Here is an 18,277-nt window from a genome sequence, read left to right on the forward strand (position 1 = left end):
CGTTGCTTCCGTCGCCCCCAAGGGCAGGCGATGGTGGTCGGCTGGGTGTACCGGCAACGCGCATCCACGCATGGCGTGGATCTACTGCGGGCCCGACCCGCGTGGATGGGGCCTTACCCATGAATGTGAAAAAGCCCGGGCATCTGCATGCCCGGGCTCGTTCATCCACGCATGGCGTGGATCTACTTCACTTCGGCGTCGGCCGGGGTGAAGCGCGGCATTGCCGCAGCCGCGCCTTCCTTCTCGGTCGAACGACCGGCGAACTGGTTGGCAAAGCGCACGTGGCGGGCGAACGGGGCGTCAGGCACCTGTGCGATCGAGGCCACCAGCGCACCGTTGAAGGCATCGCCGGCGCCGGTGGTGTCGATGGCCTGCACCTGTTCGGCACCCACGCGGTAGTACGCTTGGGTGTCGCCACGCAGGTGCTCGTCGGCATGCGACACGAACACGCCCACCGAACCCAGAGTCACCACCACCGTGCCATTGCCGACCAGCTTGCGGCACAGCGCGTGCAGGCTGGCACCGTCCAGTGCGGCAACGTCGTTGGCATCCACGCGCTCGCCGACATGACGGCCGAGCAGGGCGGCGAACTCGGTCTCGTTCGGGGTGATCACGTCGGCCAGCTTGAGCAGGCCGATGGTCGAGGGTGCGTCGGCCGGTGCGGTGTTGAGCACGGTGGTGACACCGGCCTCGCGGGCCACGGCCAGTGCCGCTTCGATGGTCTGCACCGGCGATTCCAGCTGCACCAGCACCACCTTGGCGCCGGTCAGCAGGGCCTGCTGTTGCTGCACGAAGTCGGTGCTCAGCGCCGCGTTGGCGCCCGGGCCGATGACGATGGTGTTGCGGCCACGGGCATCGACATAGATGCCGGCGGTGCCGGTCGGCTCGCTGCTGGCTTCGGCAATCAGCGCGAAACCATCCTGCGCGGCCAGGTCACGGGCGGTGGCACCACCTGCGTCGTCGCCCAGCGCACACAGGAAGCTGGTGTCAGCGCCGGCACGGCAGGCGGCAACGGCCTGGTTGAAGCCCTTGCCACCCGGGCCGGTGCTGTAGCGGCCGGCAATGGTCGCACCCGGCGCCGGCAGCGACTCGCACCGCCACACGTGATCGACATTGAAGGAACCGACGACAACGACACTGCTGCTCATAGGGAATCTTTTCTCAAACAAGGGTTCAGCTGAAATGCGTCAGCACGCCGGCGATGGTAGCCGTCATGAAGGTGGCGATGGTACCGCCCAGCACCGCGCGCAGACCGAACTTTGCCAGATCGTGGCGTCGTTCCGGTGCCAACCCGCCGATACCGCCGATCTGGATCGCGATCGAACTGAAATTGGCGAAGCCGCACAGGGCGTAGGTGGCGATCAGGCGACCTTCGTCGGACAGGCTCATGCCCGGCACCTGGCCATTCACGATCTTCGACAGTTCGGTGTAGGCGACGAACTCGTTGATCACGACCTTCTGGCCGATCAGCGAACCCACGGTGGTGGCGTCGGCCCACGGGGTGCCGATCACCCAGGCGATCGGCGCCAGCACGTAACCGAAGATGGTCGACAGGTCGGTCGGCTTGCCGATCGCAGCCGCCAGGCCGGTCACTTCACCGATCCAGGTCAGCGGCGCATTGAGCAGGGCGATCAGGGCGATGAAGGCCAGCAGCATCGCACCGATGTTCAGGGCCAGCTTCAGGCCGTCACCGGCGCCGGCGGCGGCGGCGTCGATGATGTTGCTGGAGGTCTTCTCCACTTCCATCTTGACCGTGCCGCGGGTCAGCGGGGTGCCGGTTTCCGGAATCAGCAGCTTGGCCACGACCAGGGTGGCCGGGGCCGCCATGATGCTGGCGGCCAGCAGGTGCTTGGCGTAGAACGCCTGCTGCACCGGATCGCCGCCGCCCAGCATGCCCACGTACGCGGCAAGTACGCCGCCGGCGATATGGGCCATGCCGCCGATCATCATCGTCAGCAGCTCGGACTGGGTCATCTTGGCGATGTACGGACGCACCGTCAGCGGCGCCTCGGTCTGGCCGATGAACACGCTGGCGCAGACGCTGGTGGTTTCCGCACCGGACACGCGCATCACCTTGGTGATCGACCAGGCCATCACCCGCACGATCGCCTGCATGACATTGAGGTGGTACATGACCCCCATCAGTGCCGAGAAGAAGATGATCGTCGGCAGCACCTGGAAGGCGAAGATGAAACCGTAGTTCTTGACGTCCATCAACGAGCCGAAGATGAACTTCGAACCTTCGTTGACGAAGCTCAGCACCTTCACGAAGCCCTGGCCAAGCGCATCGAATACGTCGCGCCCGCCCGGTACCAGGATCACCAGTGCCGCAAAGGCGATCTGCAGGGTGATGCCGGTGGCGACCAGCTTCCAGTCCACCGCACGCTTGTTGTTGGAAAACAGCCAGGTGATGCCGATCAGCACCGCCAAACCGAAAAGGCCGAAGCCGATCCTGCCCAAACCTTCGACCATCTGAGTGACTCCCCTGGGGCGTCGCGAAAAACGGGAAGCCTAGTGCAGGGCAGGGGCCGGAGCAAGGAAAAGCGGTCTGCGCGCGGCCATCGGCTCCGAACAGGCCAGCAACAGCAAGGGGTTGCGCCTGCCGGGGCAGGTAGAATGGTGGCTTGATCCCGGCCCGTATGCGGGCCCGCAGCAGGAGAATCGCATGCTCTACCGTCGCCTTGGCTCCACCGGCCTGCCGATTTCCGCACTGTCCTTCGGCGCCTGGGTGACCTTCGGCGACCAGGTGCCGCGCGATGAGGCACGCAACCTGGTGGCGGCGGCCTGGGACCATGGCATCAACTTCTTCGACAACGCCGAGGGCTATGCCAATGGCCGCGCCGAGCAGGTAATGGGCGATGTGATTGCCGACCTGCGCCTGCCGCGCGATGGCTTCTGCGTGTCCAGCAAGGTGTTCTTCGGCAGTGCCCAGGACCCGAGGCCGACCCAGCGCGGCCTGTCGCGCAAGCATGTGACCGACGCCTGCCATGCCGCGCTCAAGCGCCTGCGGGTGGACTATCTGGACCTTTATTACTGTCATCGCCCGGATCCGGACGCCCCGATCGCTGAAACGGTGCATGCCATGGACACCCTGGTCCGGCAGGGCAAGGTGCTGTATTGGGGCACGTCGGAGTGGTCGGCCAAGCAGATCCAGGACGCGGTGGACATCGCCGCGCGCCACAACCTGCAGGCGCCGTCGATGGAACAGCCGCAGTACAACCTGCTGCACCGGCAGCGGGTGGAGGTGGAGTACGCGCCGTTGTATGCCACCGCCGGGCTGGGTACCACGATCTTTTCGCCGCTGGCCTCGGGCCTGCTGAGCGGCAAGTACGACGACGGCGTCCCGACCGATGCACGGCTGGGACGCGAAGGCATGGGCTGGTTGCAGGACCTGGTGCTGGGCGACAACGCCGATGAGCGGCTGGCCCGGGTGCGTCGCTTCAGTGCAGTAGCCCGCGACATGGGGCACGCCCCGGCCAGCCTGGCCATCGCCTGGTGCCTGCGCAATCCCAACGTCTCCAGTGTGATCCTCGGCGCCAGCCGGGTCAGCCAGTTGCTGCAGAACCTGCGGGCGCTGGACGTGCTGGGTCAGGTGGACGCCGCCGGCTGGGCGCAGGTGGAAGCCGTATTTGCCTGAAGACCGAGGGCAGGCCGCTCAGGGCCGAGTCCACGCTCGGCCGGCCTTCCTGTGCCCAGATGCGTTGATTGCAATAGATGGAATCTATCGAAGTTTCAATTTCGATCATTAATTCCATCAATGAAGTTGAGAATGGTTGTTGATTGTGAACTGAGAATCATTATCATTTAACTCGTCCCTCGCACGAGTCCAGATGCTCATGAACGCTCAACCTGTACTGCTGCGCCCCGAAACGCTGACCCTCCGCGACCGCCCAGTTCGTGTTGTCCCGCCGGAAGAGGTCATCGACAGCGAAGCCCTGCTCAAGGGCCGTCGTGAAATCCTGATCCAGCACGGTGACCGTTTCTACCGCCTGCGTCATACCAGCAACGACAAGCTGATCCTGACCAAGTAACGCGGTCTGGTCGCCCGCCTCCCTCCCTCCTGTCGGCAGCGCCGGCAGGGTGGGCGACCCGTCCGCTCCTGCTCTCTCCCCCTCGGTCTACCGTTCATGCCTGTCTGGCGTGGCGGTGGCCGGGGGTTCCCCTGCCTGACCGAACGATGCCGATGACCCGCCCGACTGCCCTTTCCGTTGCCCTGTGGATGGCCCTGCCGCTGTCCGCCCATGCTGCTGCCGATGTCGCGCCCGACGCGCGCGAATTCGATCGTGTGCAGGTCACTGCCACCCGTACCGAACGTGCGGTCAGCGATGTCGCCGCCACCGTCGATGTGATCGACCGCGAGCAGATGGACCGGCAACTGGTGCAGGACATCAAGGATCTGGTCCGCTACGAGCCGGGCCTGTCGGTCAGCCGCAGCGCCACCCGCTTCGGCCTCGGCAGCATCCGCATCCGCGGCCTGGACGGCAACCGCGTGCGCATCCAGACCGATGGCATCGCCATGCCGACCAGCTTCAACATCGGCTCGTTCTCCAACGCCAACCGCAACTTCACCGACCTGGACACGCTCAAGCGCGTGGAGATCGTGCGCGGTCCGGCCAGTTCGCTGTACGGCTCGGACGCACTTGGCGGCGTGGTTGCCTTCGTCACCAAGGATCCGGCTGATTACCTGAAGGATGGCAAGGACAGCTACGTCGGCCTGAAATTCGGCTACGACGGCGAGTGGAAGGGCCTGCTCGGCGGCGTCACCAGCGCCTTCGGTGGCGAACACTGGAGCGGCATGGTCAACATCAACCACCGCCAGGGCCAGGAAACCGACAACAAGGGCGATGTGCGCAGCAACGACAACACGCGCACCGCGGCCAACCCGCAGGATCGTGATGGTCGCAGCGGCCTGGCCAAGCTGGTCTATGCGCCCAGCGAAGACCAGCGTTTCCGCCTGACCGTGGAAGGCAACGAAGACAACACCGATACCGACGTACTGTCCTCGATCGACCGCACCACCACCACCGGCATGAAGGCGCGCGACAAGCAGAACCGCACCCGTGTGTCCTTCGCCCACGAGATGGATGCGCTGGACAAGGGCTTCGCCGACAGCCTGCACTGGCAGGTCTACACGCAGGACAGCGAAACCACGCAGCGCACCGATGAAGCGCGCGCCAACGGCAGCCGTCGCCATCGCGAGTTCAGTTTCGACCAGCGCGTGTATGGCCTGCAGGCGGTGTTCAACAAGGCCTTCAGCACCGGCAGCGTCGAACACGCGCTGACCTATGGCTTCGATGGCGCCCGCACCGAGATCCGCCAGAAGCGCGATGGCTACCAGGTCAGCAACCGTGGCGTGGTCAGCACGACGATCCTGCCCGACGCGTTCCCCGTGCGCGATTTCCCGATCAGCAAGACCACCGAGCTGGGCCTGTACGCGCAGGATGAAATGCGCCTGGCCGACGGCAGGCTGTCGCTGGTGCCGGGCGTACGCGTGGACCGCTACGAACTGAAGCCGGACGTGGACAGCATCTTCGCCGAGGACAACCCCGGCGTGGCCGTGTCGGAGCTGAAGAAGACCAGCGTGTCGCCGAAGTTCGGCCTGGTCTATCGCTTCACCGACGAGTGGTCGCTGTTTGCCGGTTACTCGCGTGGTTTCCGCTCGCCGCCGTACAACGACGTCAACCTCGGCTTCACCAACTTCGCTTTCGGCTACACCGCCATTCCCAATCCGGACCTGAAGCCGGAAACCAGCGACGGTGTCGAACTGGGCATGCGCTTCCTGTCGCCGGCGGCGTACGTGAGCCTGAGCGGCTACTACAACGACTACAAGGACTTCATCGAGTCGCAGACGCTGGTGGGTACCAACGCGCAGGGCCTGATGGTGTTCCAGTCGCGCAACATCGCCGACGCGCGCATCTACGGTGCCGAACTGAAGGCCGGCATCGACTTCGGCCAGATCAGTCCGGCGCTGCAGGGTTGGGCGCTGCGCAGTGCGGTGGCGTGGTCGCGCGGCGACAACAAGACCGCCGATGTGCCGCTGGATTCGGTCGATCCGATGCGTGGCACCGTCGGCCTGATGTACGACACCGATACCTGGGGCGTCGAACTGGCCGGTACCTTCGTCAAGCGCAAGGACCGCGTCACCTCGGCCAGCATCTATCGCCCGGCCGGCTACGGCGTGGCCGACCTGATGGCGCACTGGAACTTCGCCCCGGGCGCGACCTTCAACGTCGGTGTCTTCAACCTGGGTGACAAGCGTTACATCGACTGGTCCAACGTCGGCTCGACCCTGTCGGCCACCAGTACCGTTCTGGACCGCTATACCAGCCCCGGCCGCACCCTGTCGGCCAGCCTTGCCGTGTCCTGGTGATCCCAATGAGCCGAGCCCTGTCCGCACGTCGCCTGCCGTCCTCCCTGTCGCGTTCGTCGCTGCGGGCCTGGCCTGCGCCGGCACAGCTGGCAGCGCTCGGCACCGTGTTGTGCCTGTATCACGCCGATGGCAGCGAACTGGGTGGCTGGCGCCAGGCGGTAACGGTGCATGCCTGCCAGGGCGTGGACAGCGAGGGCCTGCGCGAAAGCCTGTGCTTCCTTGATGCACGCGGTCGCTGCGTGTGGCGCCTGTACCTGTTGCCGGACAGCGATTTCCTGGCTTGGGACCGGCTGGTGGCGACGCTGCCGCCGGGCCCTTCGCACGATGCCGATGGCAGCGTTGGTGAACGCCTGTGGCGGCGCTTGGCCGGGCACCTGGGCGGCCAACGCTGGCGCCTGTGCACGCTGCGCCTGCATGCTGCCGACGAGGGCCGGACCCTGGCCGCCAGCCTGTCCACGCTGTCTTCGCTCGGTGCTGCCACCGCGCGCAGGATCGCGCGCATGGAAGGTGCCGAAGGCGAGCTGGCGATCGACGACTGTTGTTGCGCCGATGCGGCACGCCGCCCCGCCTCGCGGGCTCCCGGCGATCTGCCGCTGGTACGCCTGTGACCTGATTGCGATGGATCGCCTGCCGGCCAGGATGGCCTTTCCACGAAACCTGCAACCCCGAAGGAAGACCCGATGAAGTTCCAGACCGCCAGCGTGATGGTGCTGCTCGCCGCCAGTGGCGCCGCCAACGCGCAGCCCTCCGACATCGCCCGCGACCACGACAGCATCCTGGCCATGCAGGGTGAGTACACGGTGGATTTCGCCTTCGATGAGACCGTGCTGCTGAAGCCGGGTTACGAGCGTGCGCCGGCCATGCGCAGCGGTGGCAACGAAGTGGTGATAGTGATCGAGGACAGCCCCAAGCGCATCGTGCTGCAGCACCTGCTGCTGGATGAGAAGAGCGGCCACGTGACCAAGCACTGGCGGCAGGACTGGGTGTATGAAGCGCCGAACCGCTTCGAGTTCAGCGCCGACCAGACCTGGCAGGTACGCACCATCGCGGCTGCGACCAACCAGGGTGCATGGACCCAGTGCGTGTACGAAGTCAGCGATGCACCGCGCTACTGCGGCACCGGCACGTGGACCTACGGCAACAACGTGCCGACCTGGACCAGCGACATCAGCTGGCGCCCGCTGCCACGACGTGAGTACACCAAGCGCAGCGATTACAACGCGCTGGCGGTGGTCAACCGCCACACCCTGACCCCGAACGGCTGGACCCACGAGCAGTTCAACACCAAGGTGCAGCGCAACGCCGATGGCAGCCAGGTCGAAATCGCCCGCGAATTCGGCTTCAACGATTACACCAGGACCACCGAGGTCGACTTCACCCCGGCGCGCGACTACTGGAAGGCCACTGCCGGCTACTGGAGCAAGGTGCGCCAGCGCTGGGACGGCTTCCTGACCCAGGCCCCGGGCGTGCACCTGAAGACCAAGCTCGACGGCATGGCGATGATCATCCCGTTGTTCACCCAGGCCGAGGACGTGCAGGCCGGCAAGAAGGTGAAGGACACGCAGATCGACGAAGTCTTCGCCAAGTACGTGGAAAAGGCGCCGAAGGAAGGTTGATCGGCGCGGTGGATGCCGGACGCGCACTGCTCTGGTGGGTGCCGAGCTTGCTCGGCACGCTCTCCGGCGGTGATTGCACCCGGCATCCACGCATGGCGTGGATCTACTTGAATCATCGGCACTGCATCCACGCATGGCGTGGATCTACTGGGGCTATCGCTGGTAGATCCACGCCATGCGTGGATGCCTTTGCTTTCACAACGGCGTCAGGCCTCGCGCAATGCCAATGCCGGCGGCGTGTGCAGGATCCGCCGGGTGCCCAACCAGCCGGCCAGCAGGCTCAGCGCGATGCCGAGCAGGCCACCCAACAGCAGGCCCGGCCACGGCGGCAGCAGCGGCAGCTCGAACACCTTCTGCGACACTGCCACGCCGATCACCGCTGCCGCGCCCACCGCCAACAGCGCCGCCAACGCGCCCAGCGCACCGAACTCGACCAGTACCGCGCCACGCAGCTGCCGCCGCGTTGCACCCAGCGTGCGCAGCACCGCGCTGTCATAGCGGCGCTCGCCGGCCGTCGCCTGCAGTGCCGCCAGCAGCACCAGCACGCCGGCCAGCAGGCTGAACACCATCACCAGCTGCACTGCCTGCGCCACCCGTTCCATCACATCGCGTACCTGCGAGATCACCGCATCCACGTCCAGCAGCGACAGGTTCGGCTGCGCGCGCACCAAGGCCCCGAGACCCGCAGCCTGTCCCGCCGGCAGGTGGAACGCCGACAGCAGGTTGTGCGGCGTATTGCCCACCGCGTTCGGGTTCAACAGCACGAAGAAGTTCGGCCGGAAGGTATTCCAGTCGGCCTTGCGCACGCTGGTGACGCTGAACTCGCGCTGCTGCTCGCCCACCGCAATGGTGATGCGGTCACCCGGGTACACGCCGTAGCGCTTGGCCCAGCCGATCTCCACCGAGGCCTCGGCGGCGGTGCTGTCCGGCTTCCAGAACGTGCCGTTGACCAGCGTATTGGCCGGCGGGAACGTGCTGCGCCAGCTGAAGTTCAGCGGCCGGTTCTCGTCATCGTCGTCGCGCTGTCCTTCGCCCTGCGGCTGAGTGTCATCGGCCGGCGTGCGGTCCACCCGCAGCGGCGGTTTGCCGTTGATTGCGATCAGGCGGCCGGTGGCCATCGGCTCGATGCTGGCATCGTCCGCACCCAGGCCCTGCAGTGCGGCCAGCACGCTGTCACGCTGCTCGGGCTGGATGTTGATCAGGAAATAATTGGGCGTGTCCGCAGGCAGCCGCTCGCGCCACTGCTGCAGCAGGCCGGGGCCGATCACCGCCAGCAACAGCAGGGCGCACAGCGACAGTGACAGCCCCACCAGTTGCATTACCGCCAGCATCCGCCTGCGCGTCAGCGCGGCCAGGCCCAACCGCCAGTTGCCGTGCAGGCGATGCTGCAGGCCACGCAGCAGCTGCAGCAGCAGGAACCCGACCACGCCCGCGGCGACCGCCAACCCGGCCAGGCCACCCAGCACCCACAGGGCCAGCTTCAGGTCGCCGGTGACCTGCACCGCCAGTACCAGACTGGCCGCAAGTGCGGCCACATAGGCCAGCAGCGAGGCCGGCGGCAAGGCGGCGAACGAGCGGTTGAGCACGCGCATCGGCGGCACGCCACGCAGGCGCAGCAGCGGCGGCAGTCCAAAGCCGAACAGCAACAACAGGCCGATTCCCGCGCCGGTCAGTGCGGGCATGGCTTCGGGCAGCGGCAGGCGTTGCGGCACCAGGCTGCCCAGCACCTGCACCAATCCTTCCTGCGCCGCCATGCCCAGGCCGATGCCGATCGCACAGGCAGGCACGGCCAGCATCAGCAGCTGCAAGGCCAGGCCGGCCAGAATGTCGCGCTGGCGTGCACCCAGGCAGCGCAGGATCGCCACCTGGTCGATGCGACGCAGGGCGAACCGGTTGGCGGCCAGTGCAGTGGCCACGCCGGCCAGCAGCACCGCCAGAAGTGCGCTGAGGCCGAGGAATCGACCGGCCAGGTCGAAGGCCTGGCGCACACCGCGCTGGGTATCGTTCACGCTGAGCAGGCGCATGCCTTTCACCTGCGGCAGCAACCATTGCCGGAACGCAACGATGTCGGCGGCAGGGCCGGCGAACATCAGCCGGTAATTGATGCGGCTGCCGGGGCCGAGCAGGCCGGTGCCTTCCACATCGGCGCGGTTGACCAGCAGGGTCGGCGACAGCGTCAGCAGGTCGCCACCGGCATCCGGTTCGGATTCGATGATGCCGGCGATGCGCAGCGTGCCCGCACCGAATTCCAGATCGTCGCCGGCCTTCAGGCCCAGCGCCTGCAGCAGGCGCGGATCGGCATAGGCCTGGCCCTTGGCCGGCATCCCGGCCTCGGCGATCAGCGCGCCGCCGGGTGTGGCACGCACGCGCAGCGCGCCGCGCAGGGGGTAGCCGACTTCCACGGCCTTGATGCTGGCCATCTGGCTGGCATCGCCCTGGAACAGCACGCTGCCGAAGCTGGCCAGCCGCGTGTGCGCCAAGCCGCGTCGCTGCGCTTCGTCGGCGAACGCGGCAGGCGGGTCATCGCGCCCGGCCACGCCGAGGTCGCCGCCGAGCATTTCCGCCGCGCTGCCGGTCAATGCCAGGTTGACCCGGTTCACCAGCGTGCCCACCGCCGTCATCACCGCCACGCCCAGTACCAGGGCGGCGAATACGGTCAGCAGGTCACCTGCCAGGGCCTCGCGGCGCAGCGCGCGCCACGCATGCCGCAGCAGGTTCATGCGTCCACTCCATGTTCCACCGGCTGCAGGCGGCCGTTGTCGATGCGATGGATGTACTGGCAGCGCTGTGCCAAGCGCAGGTCGTGGGTGACCAGCACCAGCGTCGTCCCGCTGCCGGCATTGAGTTCGAACAGCAGATCGCTGATGTGCTGGCCGGTGGCCTGGTCCAGCGAGCCGGTGGGCTCATCGGCGAACAGGATGCGCGGGCGGCTGACGAACGCACGGGCGAGGGCCACACGCTGCTGCTCGCCGCCGGACAACTGCCGCGGATAGTGGCGGGCGCGATGCGAGAGCCCGACCGCAGCCAGCACCTCGTCCACCCGCGTGCGGTCCTCGCGCCCGGCCAGTTCCAGCGGCAGTGCGATGTTCTCTGCGGCTGTCAGCGCCGGCAGCAGATGGAAGCTCTGGAACACGAAGCCAACGTCGCGCGCGCGCAGCTGTGCACGCGCTTCTTCGTCCAGTGCGGTCAGATCCTGGCCCGCCAGCGCGATGCGGCCACGGCTGGGCAGGTCCAGCCCGGCCAGCAGGCCGAGCAGGGTGGTCTTGCCGGAACCGGAGGCGCCGACGATGGCCACGCTGGTGCCTTCATGGACGGTCAGGGTGATGTTGTCCAGTATGTGGACTTCACCCTCCGGGCCATGCACGGATTTGCCGACCTGGTCGACGGCGATGGCGACGGGCGCGCTGCGGGGGGACAGGCTGTCGATGAGGAGACTCCAATGCACAAGACGGGATGGAGCCGGCAAGCCGGCGCAATGATGATGCTGTTGCTAGGGTTGCTGCTGTTGCCGGCACTGGCGTGTGCCAAAGGTCCGGGCGGCGGTACCGTGCTGGTGCTCGGTGACAGCCTCAGTGCCGCCCACAATATCCCGGCCGATGCCGGCTGGGTCAGCCTGCTGCAGCAGCGGGTCAGGCAGCAGTCGAAAACCCCGCCGCGCATCGTCAACGCCAGCATGAGCGGGGAAACCACTGCCGGCGCACTCACCCGCCTGCCGGGCCTGCTCGCCCGGGAAAAGCCCACGGTGGTGGTGATCGCCCTCGGTGGCAACGATGCGTTGCGCGGGCTGACCCCGGTGCAGGTGCAGGGAAACCTGGAAAAAATGGTGCAGGCCAGCCAGAACGTCGGTGCCAAGGTGCTGCTGCTGGGCATCGACGTGCCGCCCAACTATGGCCCGGGCTACCGCCAGCGCCTGGCGGCGGCGTACCGGGCACTAGCCACCCGGTACAAGGTGCCGTTGCTGCCGTTCCTGCTGGAAGACGTAGCCCTGCAGCCGGGGCTGATGCAGGCCGACGGCCTGCATCCCACCGCGCAGGCGCAGCCGAAAGTGCTGGACAACGTATGGCCGCTGCTGAAACCGCTGCTGTGAGCACGCCATCTTCTTTTCATTGACGCAACTTCACATCGCGTGCACCGTCGATCGGGCATGTTTCACAAAGCTGAAGAAAAAGGGATTCTCATGCGTCAGACGAAGGAGACTTCCGGCTTGGTGCTGGTGGTCGAAGACAACCGCAACATCTCCGAGATGATCGGAGAATACCTGGAAGGCCGTGGCTTCGAGGTGGACTATGCGCAGGATGGCCTGGACGGCTACCGTCTGGCTGCCGAGAACAGCTACGACGTGGTCGTGCTGGACCTGATGCTGCCGCGACTGGATGGCATCGAAGTGTGCCGCCGGCTGCGCAACGATGCGCGCAAGTCGACCCCGGTGCTGATGCTGACCGCGCGCGACACGCTGGATGACAAGCTCACCGGCCTTGGCTTTGGTGCCGATGATTACCTGACCAAGCCGTTCGCGATCCAGGAACTGGAAGCCCGCCTGCGTGCGCTGATCCGCCGCGAGCGTCGCCAGGTCGGTTCGGAAGTACTCAAGGTGGCCGATCTGGTGCTCGATCCGGTCAGCATGCGTGCCACCCGTGCCGGCACCGAGCTGCAGCTGTCGCCGATCGGCCTGCGCCTGCTGACCATCCTGATGCGCGAATCGCCGCGCGTGGTCACCCGCCAGGAAATCGAGCGTGAGATCTGGGGCAACGGCCTGCCCGATTCGGACACGTTGCGCAGCCATCTGTACAACCTGCGCAAGATCATCGACAAGCCGTTCGACCGGCCGCTGCTGCACACCGTGCAGAGCGCGGGCTATCGCATCGCCGATATTGCCCAGCCGATGGCCTGATCGACGTCGTGCCGGTGTTGCAGCAGAACCGGCACGGCTGTGGTCGGCAGGGAAGGGGTGAACGTTCCGGATACCGGCTCGTCATCGTCCATGCACGATCACGGCACAGCGCGCTGCCTATAATCGCAGCGCTCTGACCGGGACACCGCAATGCCGCACGGCCTGCCGCGCAAGATCCGTATCGCCTTCATCCTGCAAGCCGTGCTGGCCAGCCTGGGTATCCTGCTGGGTGCCTGGCTGGTTTCGCTGGTGATCAAGCACAGCCTGGTCGGTGCAGCCTTGCGCGAAGAAGCGGCGTACTACTGGACGCTGCATGAGGCCTCGCCCGTGCAGCCGCCGCCCAATACCCAGAACATCCGTGGCTACCTGCTGGAACGCGGGCAGTCCAGCCTGTCGCTGCCCGCCAACCTGCGCACGTTGGAACCGGGTTTCCACGAACTGCCCGACGACGATCAGCTGGTGCTGGTCGACGCCCGTGAGGAGGGCCGCCTGTACCTGGTGTTCCTGCGCTCGCGCGCGGAGATGCTGGCGTTCTGGTTCGGCATCGTGCCGGTGCTGCTGACCCTGCTGGCGGTGTATGGCGCCTCGTGGATCACCTACCGCGCCTCCAAACGCCTGGTATCACCGGTGAACTGGCTGGCGCGCCGCGTCTCGCGCTGGGATCCGGGCCATCCGGAAGCGGCCGACCTGGAGCCGAACAAGCTGCCAGCGGACATGCAGGGCGAGACCCGGCAACTGGCAGCGGCGCTGCATTCGCTGGCCAACCGGGTCACCGCGCACGTGGCACGCGAACGCAACTTCACCCGTGATGCCAGCCATGAACTGCGCACGCCGCTGACGGTCATCCGGGTGGCCAGTGACATGGCGCTGGGTGATGAAAGCCTGGAGCCGCGCCTGCGCCGCAGCCTGCAGCGCATCCAGCGTGCTGGGCGGGACATGGAAGCGGTGATCGATGCCTTCCTGATCCTGGCCCGGGAGGCCGACGTCGAGCCGCAGATAGAGCTGTTCGAGGTCAACGATATCGTCCGCTACGAAGTGGACAACGCCAACGAGCTGCTGGTGGGCCGGCCGCTGGCGGTGCACCTGCACAGTGACGCGGCCGTGCAGCTGCACGCACCGCCGCGGGTGCTGCAGGTGGTGATCAGCAATCTGGTGCGCAACGCCTGCAGCTATACCGACGAAGGTCGCATCGACGTGCACGTGCACAATGACCGGGTGGTGGTAAGCGATACCGGCATCGGCATGTCCGCCGACGCGCTGTCGCGTGCGTTCGAGCCCTTCTATCGTGCCGATCCCAGCCGCCCGCAGGGTACTGGCCTGGGTCTGTCGATCGTGCGTCGCCTGTGTGATCGTTTCGGCTGGAAGGTCAGTCTGGCCAGCGAGCTGGGCAAGGGCACCGAGGCGACGGTGATTTTCCGGTAACGCACAGCCGGTGGTGGCACGCGCTTGGTAGATGCCGACCTGGGGCGGCGCTTTCAGCGGGCCACGCGCGGGCGCGCGGCGGATGCCAACCAAGGTTGGCACCTACCGCAGCAGGTGCGCTGACTCAATCGCACTTCACCTTCGGCGCCAGCGCCTTGGCCCAGATCGCATAGCCGGCCGGGGTCATGTGCAGCATGTCCTCGCGGAACAACGCCGCATCAGGCTGCCCATCGGCCCCCAGCATCGGTGTGTAGATGTCGGTGTAGCCGGTGTTGGGCAGCTTCGCCAACGCAGCCTTGATCTTCGCGTTGGCGTCGTTGATCGCCGGCAGCAGGTGCGCCCGCGATGGGCTGGGCTTGATGGAGACGTATTCCACCTTCGTCTTCGGCAGGTCGCGATGCACGCGCTGCACGAAGGCCACCACGTCGTCGCGTACCTGGGTCGCGCTGCGGCCGCTGTTGAGGTCGTTGTCGCCGGCGTAGAAGAACACCTTGCACGGCGCGTACGGCACGATGGCCTGGCCGGCATACCAGGTGCTGTCGCGTACTTCCGAGCCACCGAAGCCGCGGTTGAACACCGGTTGCCCCGGGAAGTCCTGGGCCAGGCTGTCCCACATGCGGAAGGACGAGCTGCCAATGAATTCGATGCCGCCGCGCGGCGGCGGATTGGTCCGGTCGGCGGTGGCGAAGGACGCCATGTCGGCGGCCCAGGCCACGTTGGAGACCTGCGCAGGGATCTGCGGCGGTGCCGGCGGGCTCAGGGCCTGGGCCAGCGGCGCGGTCAGCAGGCCGAGCAGGATCAGGCAGGTGCGGGGACGGGTCATCAGGCTCTCCGGCAGGGCAGGGGGCATCCATCATAGAAGCTGGCCTGGCCCCGCGCTTGGCCGTGCTGGGTCGTTCGCGGGGCATTGCGACGGGGCATCCGGGGTGCCGTTGCCGCCCTTGTGGCAAAATGGGGGCTGTCTGCCTATCCCTGTGCACCCATGATTCCCTGCCGTGCGTCTGAGCGGTCGCTGCGCCGCGCCCCTGTTGCTGGATCCTTCACCCGTGGCTGATCAGTTCGGCCACATGCCCCGCGGCCCACGTCGCATCTTCCAGGCCGCCCGCTGGTCCTGGCAGGGCCTGCGAGCCGCCTGGCTGCACGAGTCCTCGTTCCGGCTGGAGGTCTACCTGCTGGTGCTGCTGACCCCGCTGGCGATCTGGCTGGGCCAGACCCCGGTGGAGCGCGCGCTGATGATCGGCTCGATGCTGCTGGTGCTGGCGATGGAGCTGGCCAATTCGGCCATCGAGGCGGTAATCGAGCGCTATGGTGCGGAAATCCATGAACTGGCCGGCCGCGCCAAGGACATGGGCTCGGCGGCGGTGTTCGTGCTGATGATGAACGTGCTGCTGTGCTGGGCCCTGGTGCTGGTGCCGCGATTGTTCCCGGCCAGCGTCGGCTGATCCTTCTTCCTTCCCTTGTTGAAGACTTCCCATGTCCCTTGAGTTTCTCGCCGATCCGAATGTCTGGTTGACCCTGTTCACCCTGAGCGCGCTGGAAATCGTGCTCGGCATCGACAACCTGGTGTTCATTTCCATTGCCGTCAGCAAGCTGCCGGAGAACCGCCGCCCGTTCGCACGCCGTCTCGGCATCGCCGTGGCCTGCATCACCCGTATCGGCCTGCTGGTCTCGCTGGCGTACCTGGCGCATATGCAGGCGAACCTGTTCACCGTGGCCGGCATGGGCATCTCCATCCGCGACCTGGTGCTGATCGTCGGTGGCCTGTTCCTGATCATCAAGGGCTGGATGGAGATCAAGGAGATGATCACCGGTGGCGAGGACGAGGACCCGACCACCACCAAGACCTCGGCGGTGTTCGGCTACGTGATCGCGCAGATCGCGGTCATCGACATCGTGTTCTCGCTGGATTCGGTGATCACCGCCGTCGGCATCGCCGACCACGTGCCGGTGATGGTGGCGGCGATCCTGTTGTCGGTGGCGGTGATGCTGCTGGCGGCCAACCCGCTGGGCCGCTTCATCGATGCCAACCCGACCGTGAAGATGCTGGCCCTGGCCTTCATCCTGCTGATCGGCGCGGTGCTGATCCTGGACGGCCTGGACGTGCACGTGCCCAAGCCCTACATCTACGCCGCGATGGGCTTCTCGGTGCTGGTGGAGTGGCTGAACCTGCTGATGCGCCGCCGCGCACGCGAACACCACGTGCCGGGTGCTGGCGACTGGTAAGCAATCCCCGAACCCCCGGCCAGCGCCGGGGGTTCTGCTTTCCGGGCGCCGCTGCGTTCGCCGGGCATGGCCCGGCGCTACCCGGATGGCGACACTTGTGAATCGGGATCAACACTGTTTTCCCGCGTAGTGGCTTACTCCCGGCCGGCAAAGCGCGCAGGCTACGCGCTCATTTTCCACAGGGCCTGCCCCACGCAGGCAACCCCCATGAATTCCAGAGCCGCATTGCTGGCACTCGCCGTCGGCGCATTCGCCATTGGCACCACCGAGTTCACCCCGATGGGCCTGTTGCCGGTCATCGCCAGCGGAGTGGGGGTCAGCATCCCCACTGCCGGCATGCTGATCACCGCCTACGCGGTGGGCGTGATGCTGGGCGCACCGGTGATGACCCTGCTGATGGGACGCTTCGGCAAGCGCACCGCGCTGATGCTGTTGATGTCGATCTTCGTGGTCGGCAACCTGCTGTCGGCGCTGGCCCCGAACTACGGCCTGCTGCTGTTGTCGCGCCTGGTCACCAGCCTCAACCACGGTGCCTTCTTCGGCATCGGTGCGGTGGTCGCCGCCAGCCTGGTGCCGAAGGACAAGCAGGCAGCGGCGGTGGCGACGATGTTCATGGGCCTGACCATCGCCAACATCGGCGGCGTACCGCTGGCGACCTGGGTCGGCCAGCAGCTGGGGTGGCGCCTGGCCTTTGCCGGCACTGCTGTACTCGGCGTGGTGGCGATCACCGCGTTGGCCATGGCACTGCCGCCGTCGGCCGCGGGTGCACGCCCGGATGTTCGACGTGAACTGAAATCGATCATGCAGCCGCAGGTGCTGCTGGCGATGGCGACCACGGTGCTGGGCGCAGGCGCGATGTTCACCCTCTACACCTACGTGGCGCCGGTGTTGACCGAGTTGACCGGCGCGTCCAACGCCTTCATCGCGTTGTCGCTGGCACTGATCGGCATTGGTTTTACCTTCGGCAACGGCATCGGCGGACGCATGGCCGACTGGTCGCTGGACGGTTCGACCCGCATCCTGCTGGCGGTTCTGGCGGCGCTGATGTTCGTGCTGCCACTGGCCTTCATGAATCACGCCACCGCAGCGCTTGGCGTGTTGCTGTTCGGTGCAGCGACCTTCGCCATCGTGCCGCCGCTGCAGATCCGGGTGATGCAGGCGGCGAGCGAGGCGCCGGGGCTGGCGTCGTCGATCAACGTCGGTGCGTTCAACCTCGGCAATGCACTGGGCGCGGCGCTGGGTGGTGCGGTGATCAGCCTGGGGCTGGGGTACGCGGCGATTCCGGTGGCCGGTGGCCTGCTGGCGGCGTCGGCGCTGCTGCTGGCGTGGCTGGGGCGTGCACGCGTGCCGGCGGCTGAGGCTTGCTGAGAGATGTGTTCCGGCAGGGCTGCGCCCTGCACCCGCAGGCCGGAGCAACAGCCAGAGCAACGTCAAAAGCGGGTTTGCTGTGGGATGGCGGGGTGGGTCAGCTTGCGGGGGACGCTGCAAGTACGTCCCTGTAAGCTCGGTCGCGCCATCCATGGCGCTCATGCCCCCGCAAGCTGACCCACCCCGCCTTCGACAGATTTCCGCGACCTGTCGGGACGGCGTTCTGTGCTGTTGGTAGGTGTCGACCTTGGTCGACACAAATGTCTGAAGAATCGGTTTTCGCTTTTGATTTTTTTCTTTTGATCTTCCCGCGGTGCGCAGGAAATTGTCCGTGGCCGGGAGGGTGGGTTGGCTGGGGGCGTAAGCGCCAAGGATGGCGCGCCCGAG

At 66.6% G+C, this 18,277-nt stretch carries 16 protein-coding genes; 11 read left to right on the top strand and 5 right to left on the bottom strand.

The genetic code is table 11. From position 1 onward, the window contains the following. Nucleotides 1–182: 182 nt before the first annotated feature. On the bottom strand, nt 183–1,148 hold the full coding sequence (locus ACEF39_RS03335; protein ID WP_500286971.1) for a ribokinase: 966 nt from the start codon (nt 1,146–1,148) through the stop codon (nt 183–185). 25 nt (nt 1,149–1,173) lie between these two features. After that, a complete protein-coding gene (locus tag ACEF39_RS03340; protein WP_025877855.1) occupies nt 1,174–2,472 on the bottom strand; it encodes a NupC/NupG family nucleoside CNT transporter in 1,299 nt (432 codons plus the stop codon). 193 nt (nt 2,473–2,665) lie between these two features. Between ACEF39_RS03340 and ACEF39_RS03345 the strand changes: the two genes are divergently transcribed. The 5 genes from ACEF39_RS03345 (at nt 2,666) to ACEF39_RS03365 (ending at nt 7,986) form a co-directional block, all read left to right on the top strand. After that, nucleotides 2,666–3,637, top strand: a complete 972-nt coding sequence (locus ACEF39_RS03345; RefSeq protein WP_500286972.1) for an aldo/keto reductase — start codon at nt 2,666–2,668, stop codon at nt 3,635–3,637. Between the two features lie 199 nt (nt 3,638–3,836). Beyond that, on the top strand, nt 3,837–4,031 hold the full coding sequence (gene hemP / locus ACEF39_RS03350; protein ID WP_005412278.1) for a hemin uptake protein HemP: 195 nt from the start codon (nt 3,837–3,839) through the stop codon (nt 4,029–4,031). 152 nt (nt 4,032–4,183) lie between these two features. Continuing rightward, complete coding sequence (locus ACEF39_RS03355) at nt 4,184–6,370, top strand: TonB-dependent hemoglobin/transferrin/lactoferrin family receptor (protein ID WP_500286973.1); 2,187 nt, start codon at nt 4,184–4,186, stop codon at nt 6,368–6,370. Between the two features lie 5 nt (nt 6,371–6,375). After that, nucleotides 6,376–6,978 (top strand): Hemin transport protein, encoded by a 603-nt coding sequence (locus ACEF39_RS03360; RefSeq protein ID WP_500286974.1) that lies wholly within the window; start codon nt 6,376–6,378, stop codon nt 6,976–6,978. 72 nt (nt 6,979–7,050) lie between these two features. Continuing rightward, on the top strand, nt 7,051–7,986 hold the full coding sequence (locus ACEF39_RS03365) for a DUF6607 family protein (RefSeq protein WP_500286975.1): 936 nt from the start codon (nt 7,051–7,053) through the stop codon (nt 7,984–7,986). A 206-nt stretch (nt 7,987–8,192) separates the two neighbouring features. Here the strand turns inward: ACEF39_RS03365 and ACEF39_RS03370 are convergent, their stop codons facing one another. Together ACEF39_RS03370 and ACEF39_RS03375 are read right to left on the bottom strand one after the other, a co-directional pair. Then, nucleotides 8,193–10,706 carry an ABC transporter permease gene (locus ACEF39_RS03370; RefSeq protein ID WP_500286976.1) on the bottom strand — a complete coding sequence of 838 codons (2,514 nt, stop codon included), beginning with the start codon at nt 10,704–10,706 and terminating at the stop codon, nt 8,193–8,195. After that, a complete protein-coding gene (locus tag ACEF39_RS03375) occupies nt 10,703–11,350 on the bottom strand; it encodes an ABC transporter ATP-binding protein (protein ID WP_059066070.1) in 648 nt (215 codons plus the stop codon). The genes ACEF39_RS03370 and ACEF39_RS03375 overlap by 4 nt, the downstream gene beginning before the upstream one ends. Nucleotides 11,351–11,425: 75 nt before the next feature. Here ACEF39_RS03375 and ACEF39_RS03380 point away from each other — a divergent pair, with 75 nt between their 5' ends. The 3 genes from ACEF39_RS03380 (at nt 11,426) to ACEF39_RS03390 (ending at nt 14,299) form a co-directional block, all read left to right on the top strand. After that, complete coding sequence (locus ACEF39_RS03380) at nt 11,426–12,073, top strand: arylesterase (protein WP_500286977.1); 648 nt, start codon at nt 11,426–11,428, stop codon at nt 12,071–12,073. Between the two features lie 90 nt (nt 12,074–12,163). Further along, complete coding sequence (locus ACEF39_RS03385) at nt 12,164–12,877, top strand: response regulator transcription factor (protein WP_002811889.1); 714 nt, start codon at nt 12,164–12,166, stop codon at nt 12,875–12,877. Between the two features lie 150 nt (nt 12,878–13,027). Further along, a complete protein-coding gene (locus ACEF39_RS03390) occupies nt 13,028–14,299 on the top strand; it encodes a sensor histidine kinase (RefSeq protein WP_500286978.1) in 1,272 nt (423 codons plus the stop codon). Nucleotides 14,300–14,423: 124 nt separating this feature from the next. Here ACEF39_RS03390 and ACEF39_RS03395 read toward each other — a convergent pair whose 3' ends face one another. Further along, nucleotides 14,424–15,122 carry an SGNH/GDSL hydrolase family protein gene (locus ACEF39_RS03395; protein WP_500286979.1) on the bottom strand — a complete coding sequence of 233 codons (699 nt, stop codon included), beginning with the start codon at nt 15,120–15,122 and terminating at the stop codon, nt 14,424–14,426. A 223-nt stretch (nt 15,123–15,345) separates the two neighbouring features. Between ACEF39_RS03395 and ACEF39_RS03400 the strand changes: the two genes are divergently transcribed. From ACEF39_RS03400 to ACEF39_RS03410, 3 genes are all read left to right on the top strand, one after another. Beyond that, nucleotides 15,346–15,741 (top strand): diacylglycerol kinase, encoded by a 396-nt coding sequence (locus ACEF39_RS03400; RefSeq protein WP_025877898.1) that lies wholly within the window; start codon nt 15,346–15,348, stop codon nt 15,739–15,741. Between the two features lie 31 nt (nt 15,742–15,772). Next, nucleotides 15,773–16,522 (top strand): TerC family protein, encoded by a 750-nt coding sequence (locus ACEF39_RS03405; protein WP_059066043.1) that lies wholly within the window; start codon nt 15,773–15,775, stop codon nt 16,520–16,522. Between the two features lie 207 nt (nt 16,523–16,729). Next, the gene (locus ACEF39_RS03410; protein ID WP_500286980.1) at nt 16,730–17,890 is read left to right on the top strand and encodes an MFS transporter; all 1,161 of its coding nucleotides are present in this window, start codon (nt 16,730–16,732) and stop codon (nt 17,888–17,890) included. Nucleotides 17,891–18,277 lie beyond the last annotated feature (387 nt).

This window comes from Stenotrophomonas indicatrix, assembly GCA_041545745.1.
In the GTDB taxonomy this organism is placed as follows: Bacteria; Pseudomonadota; Gammaproteobacteria; order Xanthomonadales; family Xanthomonadaceae; genus Stenotrophomonas; species Stenotrophomonas indicatrix_A.